The 19,654-nt window shown below is 32.7% G+C and carries 19 protein-coding genes and 1 pseudogene; 8 read left to right on the forward strand and 12 right to left on the reverse strand.

Translation table 11 applies throughout. The annotated features are described in order from the left end of the window. The first annotated feature begins 150 nt into the window (after positions 1 to 150). Entirely contained in the window at positions 151 to 570 is a 420-nt protein-coding gene (locus PQO00_RS11870) for a nucleoside-diphosphate kinase (RefSeq protein ID WP_034044445.1), read from the forward strand. A 143-nt stretch (positions 571 to 713) separates the two neighbouring features. Here the strand turns inward: PQO00_RS11870 and PQO00_RS11875 are convergent, their stop codons facing one another. From PQO00_RS11875 to PQO00_RS11890, 4 genes are all read right to left on the reverse strand, one after another. After that, positions 714 to 1,517: a nuclear transport factor 2 family protein gene (locus PQO00_RS11875; protein ID WP_274185060.1), complete on the reverse strand. Its 804-nt coding sequence runs from the start codon at positions 1,515 to 1,517 to the stop codon at positions 714 to 716. Positions 1,518 to 1,721: 204 nt separating this feature from the next. Beyond that, positions 1,722 to 1,913, reverse strand: coding sequence for a cold-shock protein (locus PQO00_RS11880; RefSeq protein WP_042242688.1), 192 nt, complete (start codon positions 1,911 to 1,913; stop codon positions 1,722 to 1,724). Between the two features lie 96 nt (positions 1,914 to 2,009). Further along, the gene (locus PQO00_RS11885) at positions 2,010 to 2,306 is read right to left on the reverse strand and encodes a DUF721 domain-containing protein (RefSeq protein WP_274185061.1); all 297 of its coding nucleotides are present in this window, start codon (positions 2,304 to 2,306) and stop codon (positions 2,010 to 2,012) included. 282 nt (positions 2,307 to 2,588) lie between these two features. Further along, positions 2,589 to 3,668, reverse strand: a complete 1,080-nt coding sequence (locus PQO00_RS11890; protein ID WP_274185062.1) for a DNA replication/repair protein RecF — start codon at positions 3,666 to 3,668, stop codon at positions 2,589 to 2,591. 323 nt (positions 3,669 to 3,991) lie between these two features. Between PQO00_RS11890 and PQO00_RS11895 the strand changes: the two genes are divergently transcribed. From PQO00_RS11895 to PQO00_RS11925, 7 genes are all read left to right on the forward strand, one after another. Then, positions 3,992 to 4,762: a tetratricopeptide repeat protein gene (locus PQO00_RS11895; RefSeq protein WP_274185063.1), complete on the forward strand. Its 771-nt coding sequence runs from the start codon at positions 3,992 to 3,994 to the stop codon at positions 4,760 to 4,762. Between the two features lies 1 nt (position 4,763). Next, positions 4,764 to 5,249 carry a 6,7-dimethyl-8-ribityllumazine synthase gene (gene ribH / locus PQO00_RS11900; RefSeq protein WP_274185064.1) on the forward strand — a complete coding sequence of 162 codons (486 nt, stop codon included), beginning with the start codon at positions 4,764 to 4,766 and terminating at the stop codon, positions 5,247 to 5,249. Positions 5,250 to 6,290: 1,041 nt separating this feature from the next. After that, the gene (locus PQO00_RS11905) at positions 6,291 to 6,578 is read left to right on the forward strand and encodes a riboflavin synthase subunit beta (protein WP_274185065.1); all 288 of its coding nucleotides are present in this window, start codon (positions 6,291 to 6,293) and stop codon (positions 6,576 to 6,578) included. A 3-nt stretch (positions 6,579 to 6,581) separates the two neighbouring features. Beyond that, complete coding sequence (gene mutL, locus PQO00_RS11910; protein WP_274185066.1) at positions 6,582 to 8,426, forward strand: DNA mismatch repair endonuclease MutL; 1,845 nt, start codon at positions 6,582 to 6,584, stop codon at positions 8,424 to 8,426. Positions 8,427 to 8,432: 6 nt separating this feature from the next. Beyond that, positions 8,433 to 9,269, forward strand: a complete 837-nt coding sequence (locus tag PQO00_RS11915) for a rhomboid family intramembrane serine protease (RefSeq protein WP_274185067.1) — start codon at positions 8,433 to 8,435, stop codon at positions 9,267 to 9,269. Next, entirely contained in the window at positions 9,269 to 10,138 is an 870-nt protein-coding gene (locus PQO00_RS11920; protein WP_274185068.1) for a rhomboid family intramembrane serine protease, read from the forward strand. Before PQO00_RS11915 ends, PQO00_RS11920 begins: the two co-directional genes overlap by 1 nt. A gap of 430 nt (positions 10,139 to 10,568) precedes the next feature. Continuing rightward, positions 10,569 to 11,594, forward strand: a complete 1,026-nt coding sequence (locus tag PQO00_RS11925) for an endonuclease/exonuclease/phosphatase family protein (protein ID WP_274185069.1) — start codon at positions 10,569 to 10,571, stop codon at positions 11,592 to 11,594. Between the two features lie 451 nt (positions 11,595 to 12,045). Here PQO00_RS11925 and PQO00_RS11930 read toward each other — a convergent pair whose 3' ends face one another. The 8 genes and pseudogenes from PQO00_RS11930 to PQO00_RS11965 all read right to left on the reverse strand — a co-directional run. Beyond that, positions 12,046 to 12,354 (reverse strand): DUF6122 family protein, encoded by a 309-nt coding sequence (locus PQO00_RS11930; protein ID WP_274185070.1) that lies wholly within the window; start codon positions 12,352 to 12,354, stop codon positions 12,046 to 12,048. Next, positions 12,354 to 12,977: a WbqC family protein gene (locus PQO00_RS11935; protein WP_274185071.1), complete on the reverse strand. Its 624-nt coding sequence runs from the start codon at positions 12,975 to 12,977 to the stop codon at positions 12,354 to 12,356. Before PQO00_RS11935 ends, PQO00_RS11930 begins: the two co-directional genes overlap by 1 nt. Before the next feature lie 88 nt (positions 12,978 to 13,065). Beyond that, positions 13,066 to 14,646, reverse strand: a complete 1,581-nt coding sequence (lepB, locus tag PQO00_RS11940) for a signal peptidase I (protein ID WP_274185072.1) — start codon at positions 14,644 to 14,646, stop codon at positions 13,066 to 13,068. Positions 14,647 to 14,711: 65 nt separating this feature from the next. Then, on the reverse strand, positions 14,712 to 15,416 hold the full coding sequence (gene dapB / locus PQO00_RS11945; RefSeq protein WP_274185073.1) for a 4-hydroxy-tetrahydrodipicolinate reductase: 705 nt from the start codon (positions 15,414 to 15,416) through the stop codon (positions 14,712 to 14,714). Then, on the reverse strand, positions 15,417 to 16,028 hold the full coding sequence (locus PQO00_RS11950) for a DUF5683 domain-containing protein (protein ID WP_274185074.1): 612 nt from the start codon (positions 16,026 to 16,028) through the stop codon (positions 15,417 to 15,419). Beyond that, a complete protein-coding gene (locus PQO00_RS11955; RefSeq protein ID WP_274185075.1) occupies positions 16,018 to 16,929 on the reverse strand; it encodes a ParB/RepB/Spo0J family partition protein in 912 nt (303 codons plus the stop codon). Before PQO00_RS11955 ends, PQO00_RS11950 begins: the two co-directional genes overlap by 11 nt. Before the next feature lie 5 nt (positions 16,930 to 16,934). Continuing rightward, the gene (locus tag PQO00_RS11960; protein WP_274185076.1) at positions 16,935 to 17,699 is read right to left on the reverse strand and encodes a ParA family protein; all 765 of its coding nucleotides are present in this window, start codon (positions 17,697 to 17,699) and stop codon (positions 16,935 to 16,937) included. Positions 17,700 to 18,221: 522 nt separating this feature from the next. Further along, positions 18,222 to 18,977, reverse strand: a pseudogene (locus PQO00_RS11965) (ParA family protein); the annotation flags it as partial. Positions 18,978 to 19,654: the final 677 nt, after the last annotated feature.

The raw sequence follows: 19,654 nt of genomic DNA on the forward strand, positions 1-19,654 counted from the left end.
TAATTAAAATAAAAATAAAACAATATAACGCGTTTTTTTTTGTAATAACTTAAGACATCATGAGGTTTTAATACATTATATTGGTTTACAATTTATTGGTTGTTTTTAATTAGAAATACACTACTTTTGCAGCAAAATTAAAATAATAAAATGGCAACAAACAGAACATTTACAATGCTTAAGCCAGATGCTGTTGAAAAAGGACACATTGGCGCAATATTAGAAAAAATTTCAGCTTCAGGATTTAGAATCGTAGCAATGAAATTAACACAAATGACAAAAGCTGATGCTGAGGCATTTTATGCCATACATAATGAGCGTCCATTTTTTGGAGAATTAGTCGAGTACATGACACGTGGCCCTATTGTTGCTGCTATTTTAGAAAAAGACAATGCTGTTGAAGACTTTAGAACATTAATAGGAGCAACTAATCCTGCTGATGCTGCCGAAGGCACTATTCGTAAGCTTTATGCAGCTTCAATTGGTGAAAATGCTGTACATGGAAGTGATAGTGATGATAATGCAGCTATAGAAGGGGCTTTTCATTTTTCTGGTAGAGAGATGTTTTAAGTTGTTAAAAATTATAAATGAACAAAAAGGAGGGTGAATTCTAAGTTAAACTCCAAAGAATTCACCCTCTTTTTATTTAAGAAACGGATTGTAACTATTCTTGCTCTTAATGATGAAGCAATCTTAATGTCTTTAATTGGGTATTAATGATTACTAAGTTGTTTTTTTAAAGCTTCTTCAACTATTTTACCCTGCTCTCTAACAATCATTTTAATAGTGTTTCCTGTGCCGTCTTTAACAAACTCAAAAGTTAAAGGGGCTTCTTTACTGAAGAATAATGATTTGGATTGCGGATACACTGTAACCAGCATTTTACCTGCTTTAATTTGAAGCAACCCTGTCTTTTTTGTAACGATTACAGCTCCTGAATTCGGTGCTAGGTATTCACCAAGAAAAGTATCAAGCAAGTCGTTAGGTAATGAAATTTCTTTTTTGTCGAGGTTTTGTGGTGGATTCTTATGGTCATAACTCAAAACACGTGTCATTTTCCACAAGCCATCTTTTAATTGCCACACATGTGTGAATTTAGCAATGCCATCTAAATATTCTGGATTGTTGTTTTCGGTAATATAAAATGTATGATCGCCAGAAATGATGGCGCCATAATTATTTATGGGATATATTTTTATGCTGCCTTTAACAGCTTCCCGTCTTAACCTCCAATTGTTTTTTTGACCGCATAAGTTCTTTTTTGATGTTTTTAAAAATGTTTCGGCTCCTTGTATTAACCCGTTTTTATCATGATAAAATTCCAGATCATCCGATACATAATTTTTCATTATGTTAAAATCACAGGTATTAAAACCTTTCCAGAACATACTATCATGATAAGTGATGATGGATTCCAACTCCTGTCTGTCTTTAATTTGATTTTGAGCGTTTGAAATAGTTACTGTTAGTAGTAGTGTAGTAAATAAGAACACCGTCGTTTTTTTTGTTTTTACCATTTTTTTTGATTGATGAATAAATATTTATGCTGCTAAGACGACCATATGGATTAGATAGTTACATAAAATAAAAAATCCCGTAACAATGTCAAGGGATTTTTGTTTTGAAAGAGATCATACTTTCAATTACACACAATTAATTCCATAAAAAAAAGTCTACCAAATAAATGATAGACTTTTAACTGTAATTGTTAAAGTATATTGTTAGATTACTTTTACGTTTACGGCGTTTAATCCTTTTCTACCTTCTTGTAGATCGAATTCTACTGCATCACCTTCACGAATTTCATCGATAAGTCCTGAAATGTGTACAAAATGTTCTTTGTTGTTGTCGTCTTCAACGATGAATCCAAAACCTTTAGAATCATTGAAAAATTTTACGGTACCTTTACTCATGTTATGTTTTATAAAAAATTAAGTCACAAATATAATATAAATAATAATAGCTTTTTGGTTTTATACGAAAATTTTGTATAAAGTTTGTTTTTATAATTATCGGAATACCAGTTTTTTAATGATTTCTTTCTTTAATTCTTCGTTAAGCATGTTGATTATTTTTTGTTTGCCATAACTTAATTCTTCTCTAAGAACGCTTGAGGTTAGTTGTACATAAAGCGTGTCTCGCTCTAGGTTTACCGATGTTGTATAGTTATTCACACCATTACCCATTAGGTTGGCCCATGCCTCAGCTACATGGACTTTATTTAGGCCTTTTTCTAATTTATTGGTTTCTACAAATTCTTTTAATGCATCTTGGATGCTAATATGTTCGTTGTTACGTTTTGCCATTAGATTTGTTCTCTTAGTAAATGACTTGAAGCTAAATACTGAAGTCAAATAATTTTGTGCATGTTTTTCTTGTTGATATCAATCATTGAATACTAATTCAAGATTTTTCGCTTTAAAACTACTAAAATTATAATTTTTAAAGTGTTCGACGGATTTAAGAAATTTTAATTTTCCCTTAAAACGACATACAGTTGCATAAGCTGTTTGTATAGAGTAGTGCTTGTCAATACTTGGCTGTAAGGTAGTGTTTTTCAGGATTCGTTGAAAATATATATTAAAATTTTAAAGTCTAAAAATTTCATAAGATTGATGCACTTGCTTTACTGCCGCTTCTGTGCGTTCTGCATGGGTGTCGCTTATAAATAGCTGCCCAAAATTCTCATCATCTACCAGTTTAATTATTTGGGCGACACGGTGTTCGTCTAATTTATCAAAAATGTCATCTAGCAATAGAATGGGGTTTACGCCACTTTGTGCCTTTATAAAATCGAATTGTGCCAACTTTAGTGCAATTAAAAATGATTTTTGCTGACCTTGACTCCCAAATTTTTTAATAGGATGCTCTTCAATATTAAAATGTAAATCATCTTTATGGATTCCAACGCTCGTGTACTGTAGTGCTTTGTCCTTATTAATGCTATTTTTTAACAATGTGTTTAAATCAGTTTCAAATAAATCGCTATGATATTTTAGGCCTACCATTTCCCTACCATTACTAATAGCTTCGTATCGTGACTTAAAAATGGGAATAAACTCCTTTAAAAAGGTATCCCGTTTTTCAAAAATACGAGTGCCAAAATCTGTTAGTTGCTTATTGTAAACTTCTAAAGTGTCATTGTTAAAGGTGTGGTTTAAAGCAAAATATTTTAGTAAGGCATTCCGTTGGGCCAGGATCTTATTATAATTGATTAAATGGCTTAAATAGGTCTTGTCGCTTTGTGAAATAACACTATCTATAAACTTTCGTCTGGTATCGCTACCTTCAATAATTAAATCCCTATCGGCTGGCGAGATAATCACTAAAGGCAAAAAACCAATGTGTTCACTAAATTTTTCGTAAACTTTAGCGTTGCGCTTAATAACTTTCTTTTTTCCCCGCTTTAGGCTAATGATTATCTTTTCGGTTTTACTGTCTTTTTCATAATCACCATTAATCACAAAAAAATCTTCATTATGCTTTATATTTTGTGTTGCCACGGGATTAAAATAACTTTTCCCGAAGGATAAATGGTAAATAGCATCAAGTATATTGGTTTTTCCAATACCATTGCTGCCCACAATGCAGTTTATTTTAGCATTGAAAGTAAATGATTTACTGTCAAAATTTTTATAATTAAGTAACGAAAGGGATTTTAAAATCATACAAAAGCGACTTATGCCGATTGAATTTTTAAGATATCGTATAAATAAATTGAATTGTTTTTTGATTCATTGAGTTTAAAAATCTAAGCATAGTTATGGCTGTGGTTTTATTTTTAAATGAAAAGTAAGCGAAAAAGACCTGTGCTCAACGTGATTGGGTAAACTATTTATATGTGACATTTTAATGTTAAATCGGTATTATGGGCTATTTAGTTGCTAAACTCTTTAAAAGAAGTGCAAATTATTGAAAAATATCAAATAAATACCCTTTTAGTTATGAAGAAAAATTATATTTTTGCGGCGCATTAATATATAGATAGAGCATGGCGACTTACAATAAAAGAGGATACAAACCAAAAAATAAAGTAGAGAAAGAACAAAACATTGAAGAGGACTCTACTACTGCGGAAGTTTTTAATACACTTGATGAGACAGCTTCTAAAACAGAAGCATTTGTTGAAAAAAATCAGAAATACATTTTTGTGATCATTGGACTTGTTGCAGTCATTGTTTTAGGGTCTTTAGCCTATAAGGAATTTATAGCAAAACCTAAGCAAATATCTGCTATGAACGATATGTTTCAAGCACAAAAATATTTTGATCAGGCAGTTACAGGTGTTGAAAAAGACTCGTTGTACAATTTGGCCTTAAATGGAGGAGAAGGAAAATTTGGGATGTTAGATGTCATTGAAGAGTACAGTGGTACACCATCAGCGAACTTAGCTAATTATTACGCTGGAACTGCATATTTAAGATTAAAGGATTATAAAAAAGCAGTTGAGCATTTAGAGAATTTCAAAAGTGATGACGAAATATTAGCGCCCATAGCAAAAGGAAATATTGGAGATGCTTTTGTACAATTAAATCAGCCAGATGAAGCTTTAGGGTATTATGAGCAAGCTGCTGAAATGCGCAATAATGAATATACAACACCCATGTATTTATTTAAAGCAGGGACCGTTGCCCTGGATTTAGGGAAGGCAGATAAGGCCTTGACCTATTTTAAAAGAATTAAAGAAACATATTCTAATTCGGTAGAGGCGTCTAAAGTAGATGTTTTTATAGGTAAAGCTCAAGTGTTGGCAAATAAATAATATGGCTACGGTAAATAAAAATTTATCCGATTACGATAAAACAACAATCCCAAACGCGAATAAATTTCGGTTTGGGATTGTTGTTTCTGAGTGGAACGATACAGTCACTGAAGGGCTTTATGAAGGCGCCTATAATACTTTAATAGAAAACGGCGTATTGCCAAATAACATTATTAGATGGGATGTGCCAGGTAGTTATGAACTTATCTATGGCAGTAAAAAAATGCAAGAGCAAATGGTAAATGCTGTGATTGCCATTGGTAGTGTTATTCAAGGTGAAACAAAGCATTTCGATTTTGTTTGTGAAGCGGTATCTCAAGGCATAAAAGATTTAAATGTGAGAGGAGAAATACCTGTTATATTTTGTGTACTTACAGATAATAATATGCAACAAGCTATAGAGCGCTCTGGTGGTAAGCATGGCAATAAAGGTACTGAAGCCGCTATTGCTGCTATTAAAATGGCCGAGTTGCGGAGGAATAGTTAGGTTAGTGGGCAGTCTCAGTAAGCAGTATTCAGTATTCAGTGGGCAGTGTTCGGTAATTAATTCTTGGTATAGAGCGAATTCAAAAATCGTTAATCGTCAATCGTTATTCTAAAATCGATTTGTTTTTTCGGTAATTAATTCTTGGTATAGAGCGAATTCAAAAATCGTTAATCGTCAATCGTTATTCTAAAATCGATTTGTTTTTTCGGTAATTAATTCTCGGTATAGAGCGAATTCAAAAATCGTTAATCGTCAATCGTTATTCTAAAATCGATTTGTTTTTTCGGTAATTAATTCTCGGTATAGAGCGAATTCAAAAATCGTTAATCGTCAATCGTTATTCTAAAATCGATTTGTTTTTTCGGTAATTAATTCTCGGTATAGAGCGAATTCAAAAATCGTTAATCGTCAATCGTTATTCTAAAATCGATTTGTTTTTTCGGTAATTAATTCTCGGTATAGAGCGAATTCAAAAATCGTTAATCGTCAATCGTTATTCTAAAATCGATTTGTTTTTTCGGTAATTAATTCTCGGTATAGAGCGAATTCAAAAATCGTTAATCGTCAATCGTTATTCTAAAATCGATTTGTTTTTTCGGTAATTAATTCTTGGTATAGAGCGAATTCAAAAATCGTTAATCGTCAATCGTTATTCTAAAATCGATTTGTTTTTGTTAACAATTTTTGGCATTTCAAGCTCTGTTTTCTCCCTATTTTTAAGTATTTTTGAAGAACTTGTCTTAGACTGCAAAGTTTAAGATTAGTTCATTATTAAGAGCATTATAGAGTTTGTTTAAACAGCGTAAAAATAGAACCTTTCAGTACCAACCTAGATTTTCTAAGGAAAATCGTACGGATTTGGATTCGGATAATACATCTGAGACTAGGGATTTTGTTTCCAAATGGCGGCGACAAAGCGAGAATAAGATAAAAGTCAAAGGTGCCTTACCTGTAAAAACTTTAATTTTAGCTTTGGTATTATTATTGCTTTGTATGTATGTATTAGAAAAGAAATACATGTAACCTAAAAGCTTAGAAATTATGGGAATTTTAAAATTACGGAAAAACAAAAAGTTCAGTTACACACCACGTTATTTTGATGATAAAGGAGCTGGAAACCCTTTTGAAATCAAGCATAAGTTTGACGAACATAGAGTGACGGTTGGCAATGATAAAGGATTAAAAGCAAAATTTAATAATGCTATAGATGATTTTAAAAACAATCCAGACAAAGAGGTTAACAAGCGTGTTTTAATAATTGTAGCCTTTCTTGTTTTAATATTTCTTTTTATTATCGATTTCGATTTATCTATATTCTTTTCTAAGTAATACATGGCAGACATTATCCAGCTTTTACCCGATCATGTAGCTAATCAAATAGCCGCAGGAGAAGTTGTACAGCGCCCGGCATCCGTTGTAAAAGAACTGCTTGAAAATGCGATTGACGCAGGCGCTTCAACTATTAAACTTATTATAAAAGATGCAGGAAAAACATTAGTACAAGTTATTGATGATGGAAAGGGGATGAGTGCTACCGATGCCCGTCTAAGCTTTGAGCGTCATGCCACTTCTAAAATTCGTACTGCCGATGATTTATTTCAATTGCATACAAAAGGATTCCGAGGAGAAGCTTTAGCAAGTATAGCTGCCATTGCCCACGTAGAATTAAAGACAAAGCAAGAACAAGATGACGTTGGGACTGCTATCGTTATTGAAGGTAGTAATGTTGTATCCCAAGAAGTGGTGGTGACACCAAAAGGGACATCCATTTCTGTAAAGAACCTTTTTTTTAATATTCCTGCGCGACGCAATTTTTTAAAGTCAAATACGGTTGAATTGCGTCATGTTATTGATGAGTTTCATCGTGTGTCATTAGCGCACCCTAATATTAGTTTTGCTTTGTATAACAATGGAAGCGAATCTTTTAATTTACCAATTAGTAACTATAGACAGCGTATCGTAAACATTTTTGGGAATAAAACCAATGAAAAACTGGTGCCAGTTGAAGAAAATACAGAGGTTCTAGAAATTTCGGGATTTGTTGGTAAGCCAGAATTCGCTAAGAAAACAAGAGGGGAGCAGTATTTTTTTGTAAACAATCGCTTTATTAAAAGTGCTTATTTAAATCATGCGATAGCCTCTGCTTTTGATGGTTTATTAAAAAGTGGTACACATCCAAGCTATTTTTTAAATTTAGAGGTAGATCCGCAAACGATCGATATTAATATACATCCCACAAAAACGGAAATTAAGTTTGATGACGAGCATACGCTGTATGCCTTGCTGCGTTCGGCAGTGAAACATAGTTTGGGACAATTTAATATTGCCCCTGTTTTAGATTTTGAAAGAGATCCAAGTCTTGATACGCCATATAGCTATAAAAACAATGAGACAAGCGTTCCCAAAGTAGAAGTGGATAGAAGTTTTAATCCATTTCAAGAGGAAACAAAAGCCAAGGGAACATCTTATAAAAAAGAACCTGCTGCAAATTGGGAAAGTTTATATGTTGGATTAGAATCTAAAGGTACAAAAACACACCATGATTTTAGTGAAGTACATTTTGAAAGTGAAGAATCTACAGCTTCTATTTTTGATGATGAAAAACAAATAGAAAATGTAAATACAACGTATCAGCTTCATAATAAATATATTGTAAGTACTATTAAATCGGGGATGTTGGTTATAGATCAACATCGTGCCCACCAACGTATTGTATACGAAGAGCTTCTTAAAAATATGACCATTAAAGGAGCGATAAGCCAGCAATTGTTATTTCCGCTGCAGTTACATTTTTCAACACAGGAAATTACTATTGTAAAGCAATTAAAAGACGATTTAGAGAATACAGGATTTGTTTTTTCAAACTTTAATGATGAGTCTCTTGAAATTACCGGTGTTCCGGTATCGGTTCCAGAAAGTGAAGTGTCCATTATTTTGGAACAATTAATTAGTGATGTAGAAAATGAGGTGCCAGATAGTAATTTTAGTGCTATCGATTTATTGGCAAAGTCAATGGCAAAAAGTTTAGCTATAAAAACAGGGCAGTCATTACAGAAAGATGAACAAGAACATTTGGTAAATAAGCTGTTTGCTTGTAAAGAACCAAATATTACACCTGCTAACAGATCAACGTTTATTACGCTAAGTGTTGATGAGTTGGATAAAAAATTTATATAGATTATGATGATGAGGATTTCAGAAACCGTTAAACATTTATTGATCATTAATGTGATTATGTTTATTGGTACTTTAGTAGTTGGTCAAGATTTATTTTTTGATTGGTTTGCGATGCATTTCCCGAAAAGTGATGCTTTTCAATTATGGCAAATCATCACGCACATGTTTATGCATGGCGGAATAACACATATTTTATTTAATATGTTTGCGCTTTGGATGTTTGGTACGCCCGTAGAGCAGGCTTTAGGTTCTAAGCGGTTTTTGTTTATCTATATTTCCGCTGGACTGGGAGCTGTTGCATTGCAAGTAGCGTATTATTATTTTGATTTTTATCCTTTATTGAGTAATATCTCCGATTTGGGATTTTCATCGGATATTATTAAGAGTATAGTTAATTTAGATATTGTTGATTACAATATTAGTGGTAAAGGTTATTTTAGTCAGGAAATATTTGAGAATAAATTGCTTTCACTTTTTACTGATAATAACTTAGATAAAAGCTTATTGAACCAAAACTCTTTTAATAGCTTGTATGAAATGAATGTTATTACTCATAACAGTACCATGGTAGGGGCATCGGGCTGTATTATGGGTATTCTAGCGGCATTCGGTATGATGAACCCTAACGCGGAACTTATGCTGATTTTTTTACCAATTCCTATTAAGGCTAAATATTTTATTCCGGGGATCATTATTTTGGATTTAATTTCTGGTTTAACGGGGCAATCCTTTTTTAGTCCGAGCAATACAGCTTATATGGCGCATGTTGGAGGCGCTTTAATTGGTTTTTTAATTATGTGGTATTGGAAAAAAACACAGTTTAATAGAAACCGTTGGGATTAATGACTTCGCTCTCTCAAGACATAAAAGATAAATTGTCCAGACTTAATGTCCTGGAAAAAATAATAGCCATTAATGCTGTTGTTTTTGTGCTGGGATTACTTTTAAAATCTAATTTGGGTTGGTTTGAACTACCAAGTGATTTTTCTGATTTTATAGTAAAGCCATGGACTATTATGACCTATGCTTTCTTACATTACGATTTTTGGCATCTTTTTTTTAATATGTTATGGCTGTATTTTATTGGGCGTATGTTTTTAAACTTATTTAGTCCCAAAATGGCCCTGAATATTTATTTTTTAGGTGCTATGGCAGGGGGGCTATTATACATGTTATGTTACACCATGTTTCCTAATGTGTTTCAAGCAAACTCACGATTATTAGGAGCTTCGGCTGCAGTAAGGGCTTTATTGATTTTTCTTTGTGCTTATATGCCAAACCAGGAGTTGCGCTTTTTTACATTTAATTTAAAACTGTGGTATGTAGGTGTTGCTATTGTAATCATTGATATTATTGGCGTGTTTTCTGGAATTAATAATCCAACAGGTGGTAATTCTGGCGGTTATTTAGCACATCTTGGAGGGGGGATATTAGGCTATTTTTATGCAAAGCAATTATTGAAAGGACAGGATATAGGCAGAGGCTTTGAAAGTATTATGGATGCTACTTTTAATATGTTCAAAGCAAAAAAAGGACCATTAAAAACAGTCCATAAGAACAAATCGAAAGTTGGAGGATACACTAAATCAGATTTTAAAGAGTTTAATAATCAGAAGAAAATAGACGTTATTCTGGATAAGATTAGTAAAAGTGGTTATGATAGTCTAACAGCTGAGGAAAAAGAATTTTTATTTAGGGCAGGAAAAAAATAGTTTTATTAGTCCAAGCTTATTGCGTGGCAGGAAAACCCTGTTTTGAATGTATTGCTTCGCAACTTTTCAAAACAGATAGATGAACCACGCCTTTGTTGTGGCAGGATAATCCCACTGAAAAAGTGAAATCTTAGGTTTAATATCTCTTATAAAAAGGGGGAGGGCGGTTAATAATGAACAATCATGTATTTGAGAGAAGATATTTATTAATAGAAAAATTCTTACAAATAAAGAGTTGTAGTTTATCTTCTCAATTATTATTAAAATCCTAGGTTTAGGGGTTTTAAATATTTGGGGGTATTCACCAGCTTAATTCAGGATAAAATTAGTTTATTGGATATGCTATTCACTTTCTATTGGAGGCTGTAACATGCTTACATGAAATTAATAGAATATTTGAAATGGAATTAAATGCCCTTCAAGCAATACTATGAAGAAATTAAGTTTTATTAATAAAATTATCTATTTCATAAATGTAATCGTAGCAGTTCTGTTACTGTTTTCGTTTGTTTTATCTTTCTTGCCACCTAAAACGTTTTCTATATTATCGGTACTTAATTTAGGTGTTTCATTTTTAATATTAGTTAATGTACTATTCTTTTTATATTGGTTGGTAAAGCTTAAAAGGCAATTGGTCTTATCATTATTAGTTCTTTGTATTGGATATATTGCTTTTGGCTCTTTATATAAGTTTTCATCTTCAAAAAAGATAGAAGCCCCAGATAATATAAAGATTATGAATTACAATGTGAGGCTGTTTAACCTCTATGATTGGCTTCCTGAAAAAAATATGGAGAATAAAATCGTCGATTTTATTAAGGTAGAAGCTCCAGAAATTTTAAGTATTCAAGAGTATCACCCCCATAAAAATATCGATCTTTCTTTTTTTAAGTATAAATATGAAAAGCTTTCGGGAAACAAAACAAAATATGGGCAAGCTATTTTTTCACAATTTCCCATTGTAAATTCTGGATCTATTGAGTTTCCAAACACAGCTAATAATGCTATTTTTGTTGATATTTTAAAAGCACCGGATACCATTAGGGTTTATAATATTCACTTAGAATCACTGCGTATAGATGCTAATGTTGAAACTCTTAAAAAAGAAGATTCCGAACGTCTTTTTAAGCGTATAGGAGAAGCATTTAAGATGCAACAGTCTCAAGCAGAGTTATTTTTAATGCATAAAAAACAATGCCCATATAAAATGATTATTTGCGGTGATTTTAATAATACAGGGTTCTCTTATGTTTATAGAAAAATTAAAGGCGATCTAAACGATACGTTTAAAGAAGCTGGAAATGGATTTGGACGTACTTACGATTTTAAATTTTTTCCTGTTCAAATTGATTTTATTTTTGCCGATGAAGCGTTTGCTGTAAATGGTTTTAAAACATATAATGAACGCTATTCTGATCATTATCCCATTATGACTACTTTAGGGGTAGGGCCTTAGTGTTCGGTGTTTGGTGTTCAGTGTTCGGTGTTCAGTGTTCAGTATGGTAGAAGGTTATTAGAGGTTTAGTGTCTTTGCGCCTTATTGACTTCGCGAGAAAAACCAGTATTCAGTGTTCAGTATGCAGTGTATTAAGTATGATAAGAGATTGTTTGAGTCTAGGGGCTATTTTGTTATTTTCAGATCTTAGCGCCTTAGCGTCTTTGCGAGAAAGAAAAAGTGTTCAGTCTACAGTAAGCAGTAAGCAGTATTCAGTATGATAGAAGGTTGATAAAGGCTTTGCGTCTTGGCGCCTTTGCGAGAAAAAAGAAGAGAACCAGTCAACAGTACGCAGTATTCGGTATGGTTAGGGCTTTAGTGTCTTAGCGTCTTTGCGAGAAAAACCAGTATGCAGTCTACAGTTGCAGTGCTCAGCTAATCTCAGTGAAAACTTTGTGAACCTCTACAGGCTTTACATAAACGAACAATCCACAATATCGGCTATAATATGGATGACCAACCCTAAGCCAATTAAACGCGTTTTTTTGGGAAATAGAAGCATAATGTAAAATGCTGTGGCGTAATAGGAATGAAGTGGGTGGAAATCGATACTGCATCTATTGGGATCAAAGATCGGGTTTGCGAGTAAATGATCTAAATCTATCCACATACCGGAGAGCATGATTAAAAAAGCTGATTTCCAACGGGGTTTGTACCAAATTAGGGCCACTAATAGTGGTGTTAAAATATGGCATCCATAATGAACAATAGTTTGTAGCATTATTGTACTGTTATGGTTTGGGATTCTAAATAATTTAAAGCATTGGGGCCTTCATTAAAGAGTAGATCTAAAATACTAAGGTTGGGTATAAAACCATGTTTGTTACTAAATACCTGGGTGTAGGTGTCAAAGTGTTGAAAGGGCTCTTTTTTTGCATTGACTAAATGCCTAAAGTCTGTTATGCCTTCAACTGTTTTTTGATAAGTTTTAGATTTTGAAGTGTTCAATTCTAATTGCATACAGTTATAAATGGCTTCAAGGCATTTAAAGTTATAATCTAAAATATAGTCAACCTTTGTATTAAATAAAGGCTGGAGATCATCTTCGTAATATTCAAAAAAAGGAGAGGTTCTGTATGCAGAAAGTAGTGATTTCCAATGCAGACTTTGCCATTTTTCCTCATTAAAAATTTTTACATCACGATATTTTTGACGGTTCTTTTGCGAATGAATTACCGGCATGTTTAAAGCAAGTTTACCATTAGCTCCATAAATATAGGTACGATTTCTGTAGGTTTGCTTTAAAAAATTATCATCAACTTCAAACATAACTTCTTTTGCTTTTGCCATAGCAACAAAATGAGCAATATTTGGGAAGTATGCAGGGTGGATTAATATGTCCATTAGTGCTGTCATTCCTGCGAAGGCAGGAATCTCATAAATTAAACTTTAACTTTATAAAAGCAGATTCCTGCCTTCGCAGGAATGAAAATTAACCATTTTTCTTACGTGCTCGCCATTTATTAAACCCGATCCATCCAAATAATAAAATAAGAAATGGAATAAAATAAGAGGTGGCCTTGCCACTGCCACTTACAGTTGTAAAGAAACGTTCCCAGCGCGGGTTTTTTATACCGTCCCAACTCATCCAAATAAAAACGGGCTTACCAACCACATGATCAAAAGGGACAAAGCCCCAGGCACGGGCATCAATAGAGTTATGACGATTGTCACCCATCATCCAATAATAATTTTGTTTGAACGTATAAGTGGTAGCAACTTCTCCGTTAATTAAAATCTGGTTCCCGCTTACTTGTAGCGTATTGTCCTCGTATTCGGTAATGACGCGTTTGTATAATGGTAAAATTTCTAAATTTATGTCAATCGTTTTTCCTTCTTCGGGGATATATAGAGGGCCAAAGAAATCGGTGTTCCATTTATAATTTGGATCATGTGGGAAAATATTGGGGTTTCTTACACCTTTTTCTTCTTTAATGGGCGTGATGTTAGCTACATTTGGATGATTTTTAAACTTCGCTAAGGCTTCATCTGAAATGGCCGAAAATTTATATGTGTTTTGATTGTTAACAATTCCAAACGCATCTGTAATATCATAACGTTCTTTAAGGTATTTTGGGTTGAATTGATTCGTTTTAGGCTGTACATAGTAGCTAAACTGTAAATGTGCTCTATCTGGTAATACATTTTGTTTTCCGTTTATATAGACATAGCCATTTCGAACTTCCAATGAGTCACCGGGAATGCCAACACATCGTTTTACCAAATTGGTTTTCTTGTCAATAGGTTTATAATAATTTCTATCTGGATGAAAATCATTCATATTCAGCAAGGTGTCTGCGGGTTGATTAAAAACGACTATGTCATTTCTATCTATTTTTTCAAAACCCGGAAATCTTAAATACGGTAATTGTAATTTATTTACCCAAGAGGTTTTTCTTTCTTCAAAATGATCATTAAACAGGTACGATTTTGTCCCCAATTTTGGAATGGTATCATGTACCATAGGAGCTGCAACTGTTGTCATAGGGATTCTGGCACCATAATGAAATTTACTTACAAAAAGGAAATCACCAACTAGCAAAGATTTTTCTAATGATGATGAAGGTATAGTAAAGGGTTGTATAAAATACGTATGAACTATAGTAGCAGCAACGATTGCAAACAAAATAGAGCTTACCCAATCACCAGCAGATGTTTTTGGTTGCAGGCTTCTATTTTCAACATAACTAACATTGACTGCATAATTTAAATAATAATTATAGAGACCAAGTGTAGCAACAGCTAAAAAGGTGTCTACGGGCATATTTTTACCAAAGCTCCTAGCGGTTTCAACCCAAACCACAGGGAACATGATGAGGTTTACTATGGGTAAAAATAATAAGATAATCCACCACCAGGGACGGTTTATAATTTTCATTAAAACAATGCCATTATAAACAGGTACAAAGGCTTCCCAAGCTTGCCTACCGGCTTTTGTATAAAGTTTCCAGGTACCTAAACCATGAATTACCTGAATAATCAATATGAATATAAACCATTGCGAAAGTGTCATATCTTAAAATTTTAATTTTTTGTTAGTAGTTAAATTTGGTAACGCTGTTACAGATTTATTAAGTATTAACCAATATTTAACACATCGTTCATTGTAAACACTCCTGTTTTTCCTGCAATCCATTCGGCAGCAATGACCGCGCCTAATGCAAACCCTTCCCTTGTGTGTGCAATATGCTCTATAGAAATGGTATCTACGTCACTTTTGTAATTGATTGTATGGGTGCCGGGAACCTCTTTAATACGTTTGGCAACGATGGGAATGGTCGTTTCGTCGCTTTCATCTAATTTCCAGTTGTTGTAACCAGTATGTTGCGAAATAATATCGTTTGCTAAAGAAATGGCCGTCCCACTTGGGGCATCTAATTTTTGTGTATGGTGAATTTCTTCCATACTAACATGGTATTGCTTAAGTGTGCTCATCATTTTAGCAAGCGTTTTATTAAGCTCAAAAAATATATTGACACCTAAACTATAATTAGAGGCATAAATAAATGCGCCTTTTTTCTCTTTACATAAAGAGACAGCTTTATCATAATCATCCAACCAACCTGTTGTCCCGGAAATAACAGGTACTTGATTGTTCAAACAGTTGGATATATTATTAAATGCTACTGTCGGGATACTAAAATCTATGGCCACATCTGCTACCGAGATATCATAATCCTTATCATCTTTATCAACAGTTAAAACAATGTTATGTCCTCTTTTAATGGCAATTTTCTCGATGGTTTTTCCCATTTTGCCGTATCCAAGTAAAGCTATATTCATCTAAAATTTAAAATTTAAAGTTAATCCGAGATTACTGGTTGCATCCAGTTCATTAAACTTATAATGTGGTGCTAATGACAAATTTTCATCTACATTATACTGCAATAAATGTGCATCAACATTAGCATCAATTATATTTAACGCATAAAGCCCAAATGTTACCAGAAGTGAGATGTCTTTATTTTTTCTATAAAACTTTTGACCTCGCTCTAAACTTTCTGTTGTCACTCTGGGGGCTAATAATTGTTCGCCTGTTGTAGGGTTAAAATAGAACTCATCATCTGTATAACCAGCTAATCTTCTCTTATATGCATCTCTATATCTGTTGTATTCTTTATTATTTTTTACATAAAAATAAATACCTGTACCAATAGCTCCATAAACTATTGGGATTTTCCAATATTTTTTATTGTAGGCTTGCCCCAGCCCTGGTAATATGGCTGAGTAAAAGGCTGCTTTGGCAGGGGATAAGGGGTTGATGGGTTCTCTAATTTCTATGATAGAATCTATAACGACTTCTTTTGGAAGCTTTTTTCTTTCCTTTTCTTGTGCGATGGTTGAAAAACAAAATAAAAAGGCAAAGATACTTGTTATTAGAAATTTATTTGGCACCCTCAACTAGTTTTTTAATACGATTAAAGTCTTCTTCCGAATGAAACGGGATTGTAATTTTCCCTTTTCCATTTTTAGAGACTTTAACGTCAATTTTATGCCCAAAGTATTCAGAAAATGTAGTAATACCTTTTTTAATATATTTTGGAGCGTCTTCATCCTTTTCTTTTTTAGGAGCGACCTTAACTTCTTTGCTATCATTAAAGTCACGAACTAAATTTTCAGTTTCTCTAACGGAAAGCTTATTGGATATTATTTTTTCGTAAATATCAAGCTGAATGGTTGTGTCTTCAATATTGATCATGGCACGTCCATGGCCCATGGAAATAAAGCCATCTCGCATCCCTGTCTGGATGATTGGATCTAGTTTTAATAGGCGCAGGTAATTTGCAATAGTAGAGCGTTTTTTCCCTACACGCTCGCTCATTTGTTCTTGTGTTAAATTGATTTCATCAATTAAGCGTTGGTATGATAAGGCAATTTCAATAGGATCTAAATCTTGGCGTTGAATGTTTTCAACCAATGCCATTTCTAACGATTCCTGGTCGTTAGCAATTCTAATATACGCAGGAATAGTTTCTAGCCCATTTAATTTTGAGGCTCTATAACGACGTTCTCCAGAAACTAACTGATAGCTGTTAAATCCTAATTTTCTAACGGTGATAGGCTGTATAATCCCTAATTCTTTGATAGATGAAGCTAATTCGCGTAATGATTCTTCACTAAAATTAGTACGTGGTTGAAAAGGGTTAACCTCAATAAAATCAATATCTAATTCTACTATATTTCCAATAACTTTATCAGCGTTTTTATCTTGAACCGATTGAATATCGTTATCGGGATCTTTTAATAATGCAGATAAACCTCTACCTAAAGCTTGTTTTTTTGTTGCCTTAGCCATAATATTTAAGAGTTTTTATTGATGATTTCTTTTGCCAAACTTAAGTAATTGTTGGCACCTTTACTACTAGCATCATAATTAATTATGGTTTCACCATAGCTAGGCGCTTCACTTAAACGTACATTGCGTTGTATGATGGTATCAAAAACCATGTTGTTAAAGTGTTTCTGAACTTCTTCAACAACTTGATTGGACAATCTTAACCGTGCATCGTACATGGTCAGTAATAAGCCTTCAATATCTAATTCTGGATTATGAATTTTTTGAACACTTTTTATGGTGTTCAATAATTTACCTAAACCTTCCAATGCAAAATACTCACATTGTATGGGGATTACGACGGCATCCGCTGCTGTTAAAGCATTTAACGTTAGTAGGCCTAAAGATGGCGCACAATCAATTAAAATATAATCGTAATCGTTTTTAATATCAGATAAAGCGTTTTTTAACATGTATTCACGATTATCTTTATCAACGAGCTCTATTTCAATGGCTACTAAGTCTATATGTGCAGGAATAATATCCAAATTAGGAGAATCCGTTTTCATAATAGTATCCCTAACGGAATTAGAGTGCTCTAAAAGTTGGTAAGTGCCTATTTCAATAGAGTCTAAATCTATTCCTATACCAGAAGTTGCGTTTGCTTGAGGGTCAGCATCAATAAGTAATATTTTTTTTTCCAGAACGCCCAGTGAGGCGGCTAAATTTATAGACGTCGTTGTTTTACCAACTCCCCCTTTTTGATTAGCAATTGCGATGATTTTACCCATTAAATGATTTGGTTTTGTTAACGGTAAAAATACAATTATTTATGAGGAATAAAAACCGAAATCGATAACAGTCGTTTAAAATTAATTTCGAAGTAAGTTAAAAGTAATTATTAAGATGTTTTTATGTTTTTTTGTAAGAAAAAACGATTAAAAGTGAAGATGGGTTCAATATCAAATTATTTTTAATAATAGTTATTGAACCTTGTTGATTTTAAATGTTGTGAGCTTATAATCCGCTATTATTTCGTTTTCAAAATATAAATACAAATAATTTTTTTTCATTAAACTGAAAGATGTGCTAATTCTGTACATCCATGTATTTGAATGAATATCATTATAAGAAAACCCTAAAACCTTATTTACTTCATCTCTTTTTAATCCAATTAAGTGGTTGTAATCTTCTTCCTTTTTATTGGTACTGGTAGTTGTGTGTCTTTTTATTAAATGATCTACATTTTCTGTGTTATGTGTCAATATTTTAGATAAATCATTTCCATTTTCAGGATTTGTTGTTACGATTTTGTTTTTGCTTATTAATTCTGCTCCTAAATTTAGATAGTTTTCTGCACCAACACTATAAGGACTGTATTTTATAATACTTAAGCCATAACTAGGGGCTTCTCTTAGTTTAACATTTTGCCGTATGGTTGTATTAAAAACCATAGATTTAAAATGTTTAGTTAATTCTATTTGTAATTGGCTTGATAAATTTGTTCTTGAATCGAACATAGTAATTAACAATCCTTCAATATCAATATATGGATTAGATGATTTTTTGATACTTTTTATAGTTGTCAGTAGTTTGCTTAAGCCTTCTAAAGCAAAGAATTCACACGGTACAGGTATAATTACCGAATGGCATGCTGTTAATGCATTAAGTGCTAATAACCCAAAAGAAGGAGGGCAGTCAATAAGAATATATTCATAACTTTTTATAACATTAGAAAGTGCCCTTTTTAGCATAAATAAATCAATGGTTTTAGATTTGTTTATTTCTATTGAGGCCAAACGTATGTTGGAGGGGGTAAAATCAAAATGTGCAGATTCAAGTTTTACAATACCATTTTCTGCTTTAAAGGTATGATCAAAAAAACCTAGACTACTATATTTAATGTCAAAAGGAACAAGGCCAACACCTGAAGTAGCATTAGCTTGGGGGTCTAAGTCTATTAAAAGTACTTTTTTCTCAAGAAAACCAAGTGCATCGGCCAGGTTTATAGAAGTAGTTGTTTTACCAACGCCACCTTTTTGATTAGCGATTGCAATTATTTTGTTCATTAGTTCTTTGGGTAGGGGAAAATAAAAATACAATTATTTTAGAGCATAATAAAGAGAGTTTGCTGATAATTTTTTAAAATTAACCTATTGTATTACCGAATATCTTTATTATTGATATTTTAACCTGTTTGGATTTTATACCATTTTTACTTTAAAGTAGTTAAAGTAGTTCCCCGCTAAAATTTGTTCTTTTCCGTTTATGCTTCAAAGTATAATACCAATTATGAATTAAAATGAGCTACAGAAAACGACATTGCTTATTTGTTTTTGCCTGCTACGAGTTATTTGCATAGCCTAAGCTATGGAAATGACGAGTAAAGAGAAAAAACGAATTAATGAATGAGTTTGAATAGCGTATTTTAATTCATAATTGGTATAACTGGTATAAAAAGTAAAAAAGACATTTTACTACGGTTATATCAAATAAGGAATGTTATAGGCCATAGAATTATATTTCGATAGTTCTGCTATTTTTTGAATTATACCAAATGAATTTTAAAATGATTGGTAATAAATTTGAATTATATTTTCTTTAGATGAGATAAAAAACATAAGCATAGCCTAGTTATGGTTATGTTTTTTATTGGAATATAAAGGAAATAAAAACGGATTTAACCAGTTATTTTGAAGTTTATTTGGTATTACTAATTTCATAGATTTTCATCCGTAAAATTAAC

The organism is Flavivirga sp. 57AJ16 (assembly GCF_028736925.1).
In the GTDB taxonomy this organism is placed as follows: domain Bacteria; phylum Bacteroidota; class Bacteroidia; order Flavobacteriales; family Flavobacteriaceae; genus Flavivirga.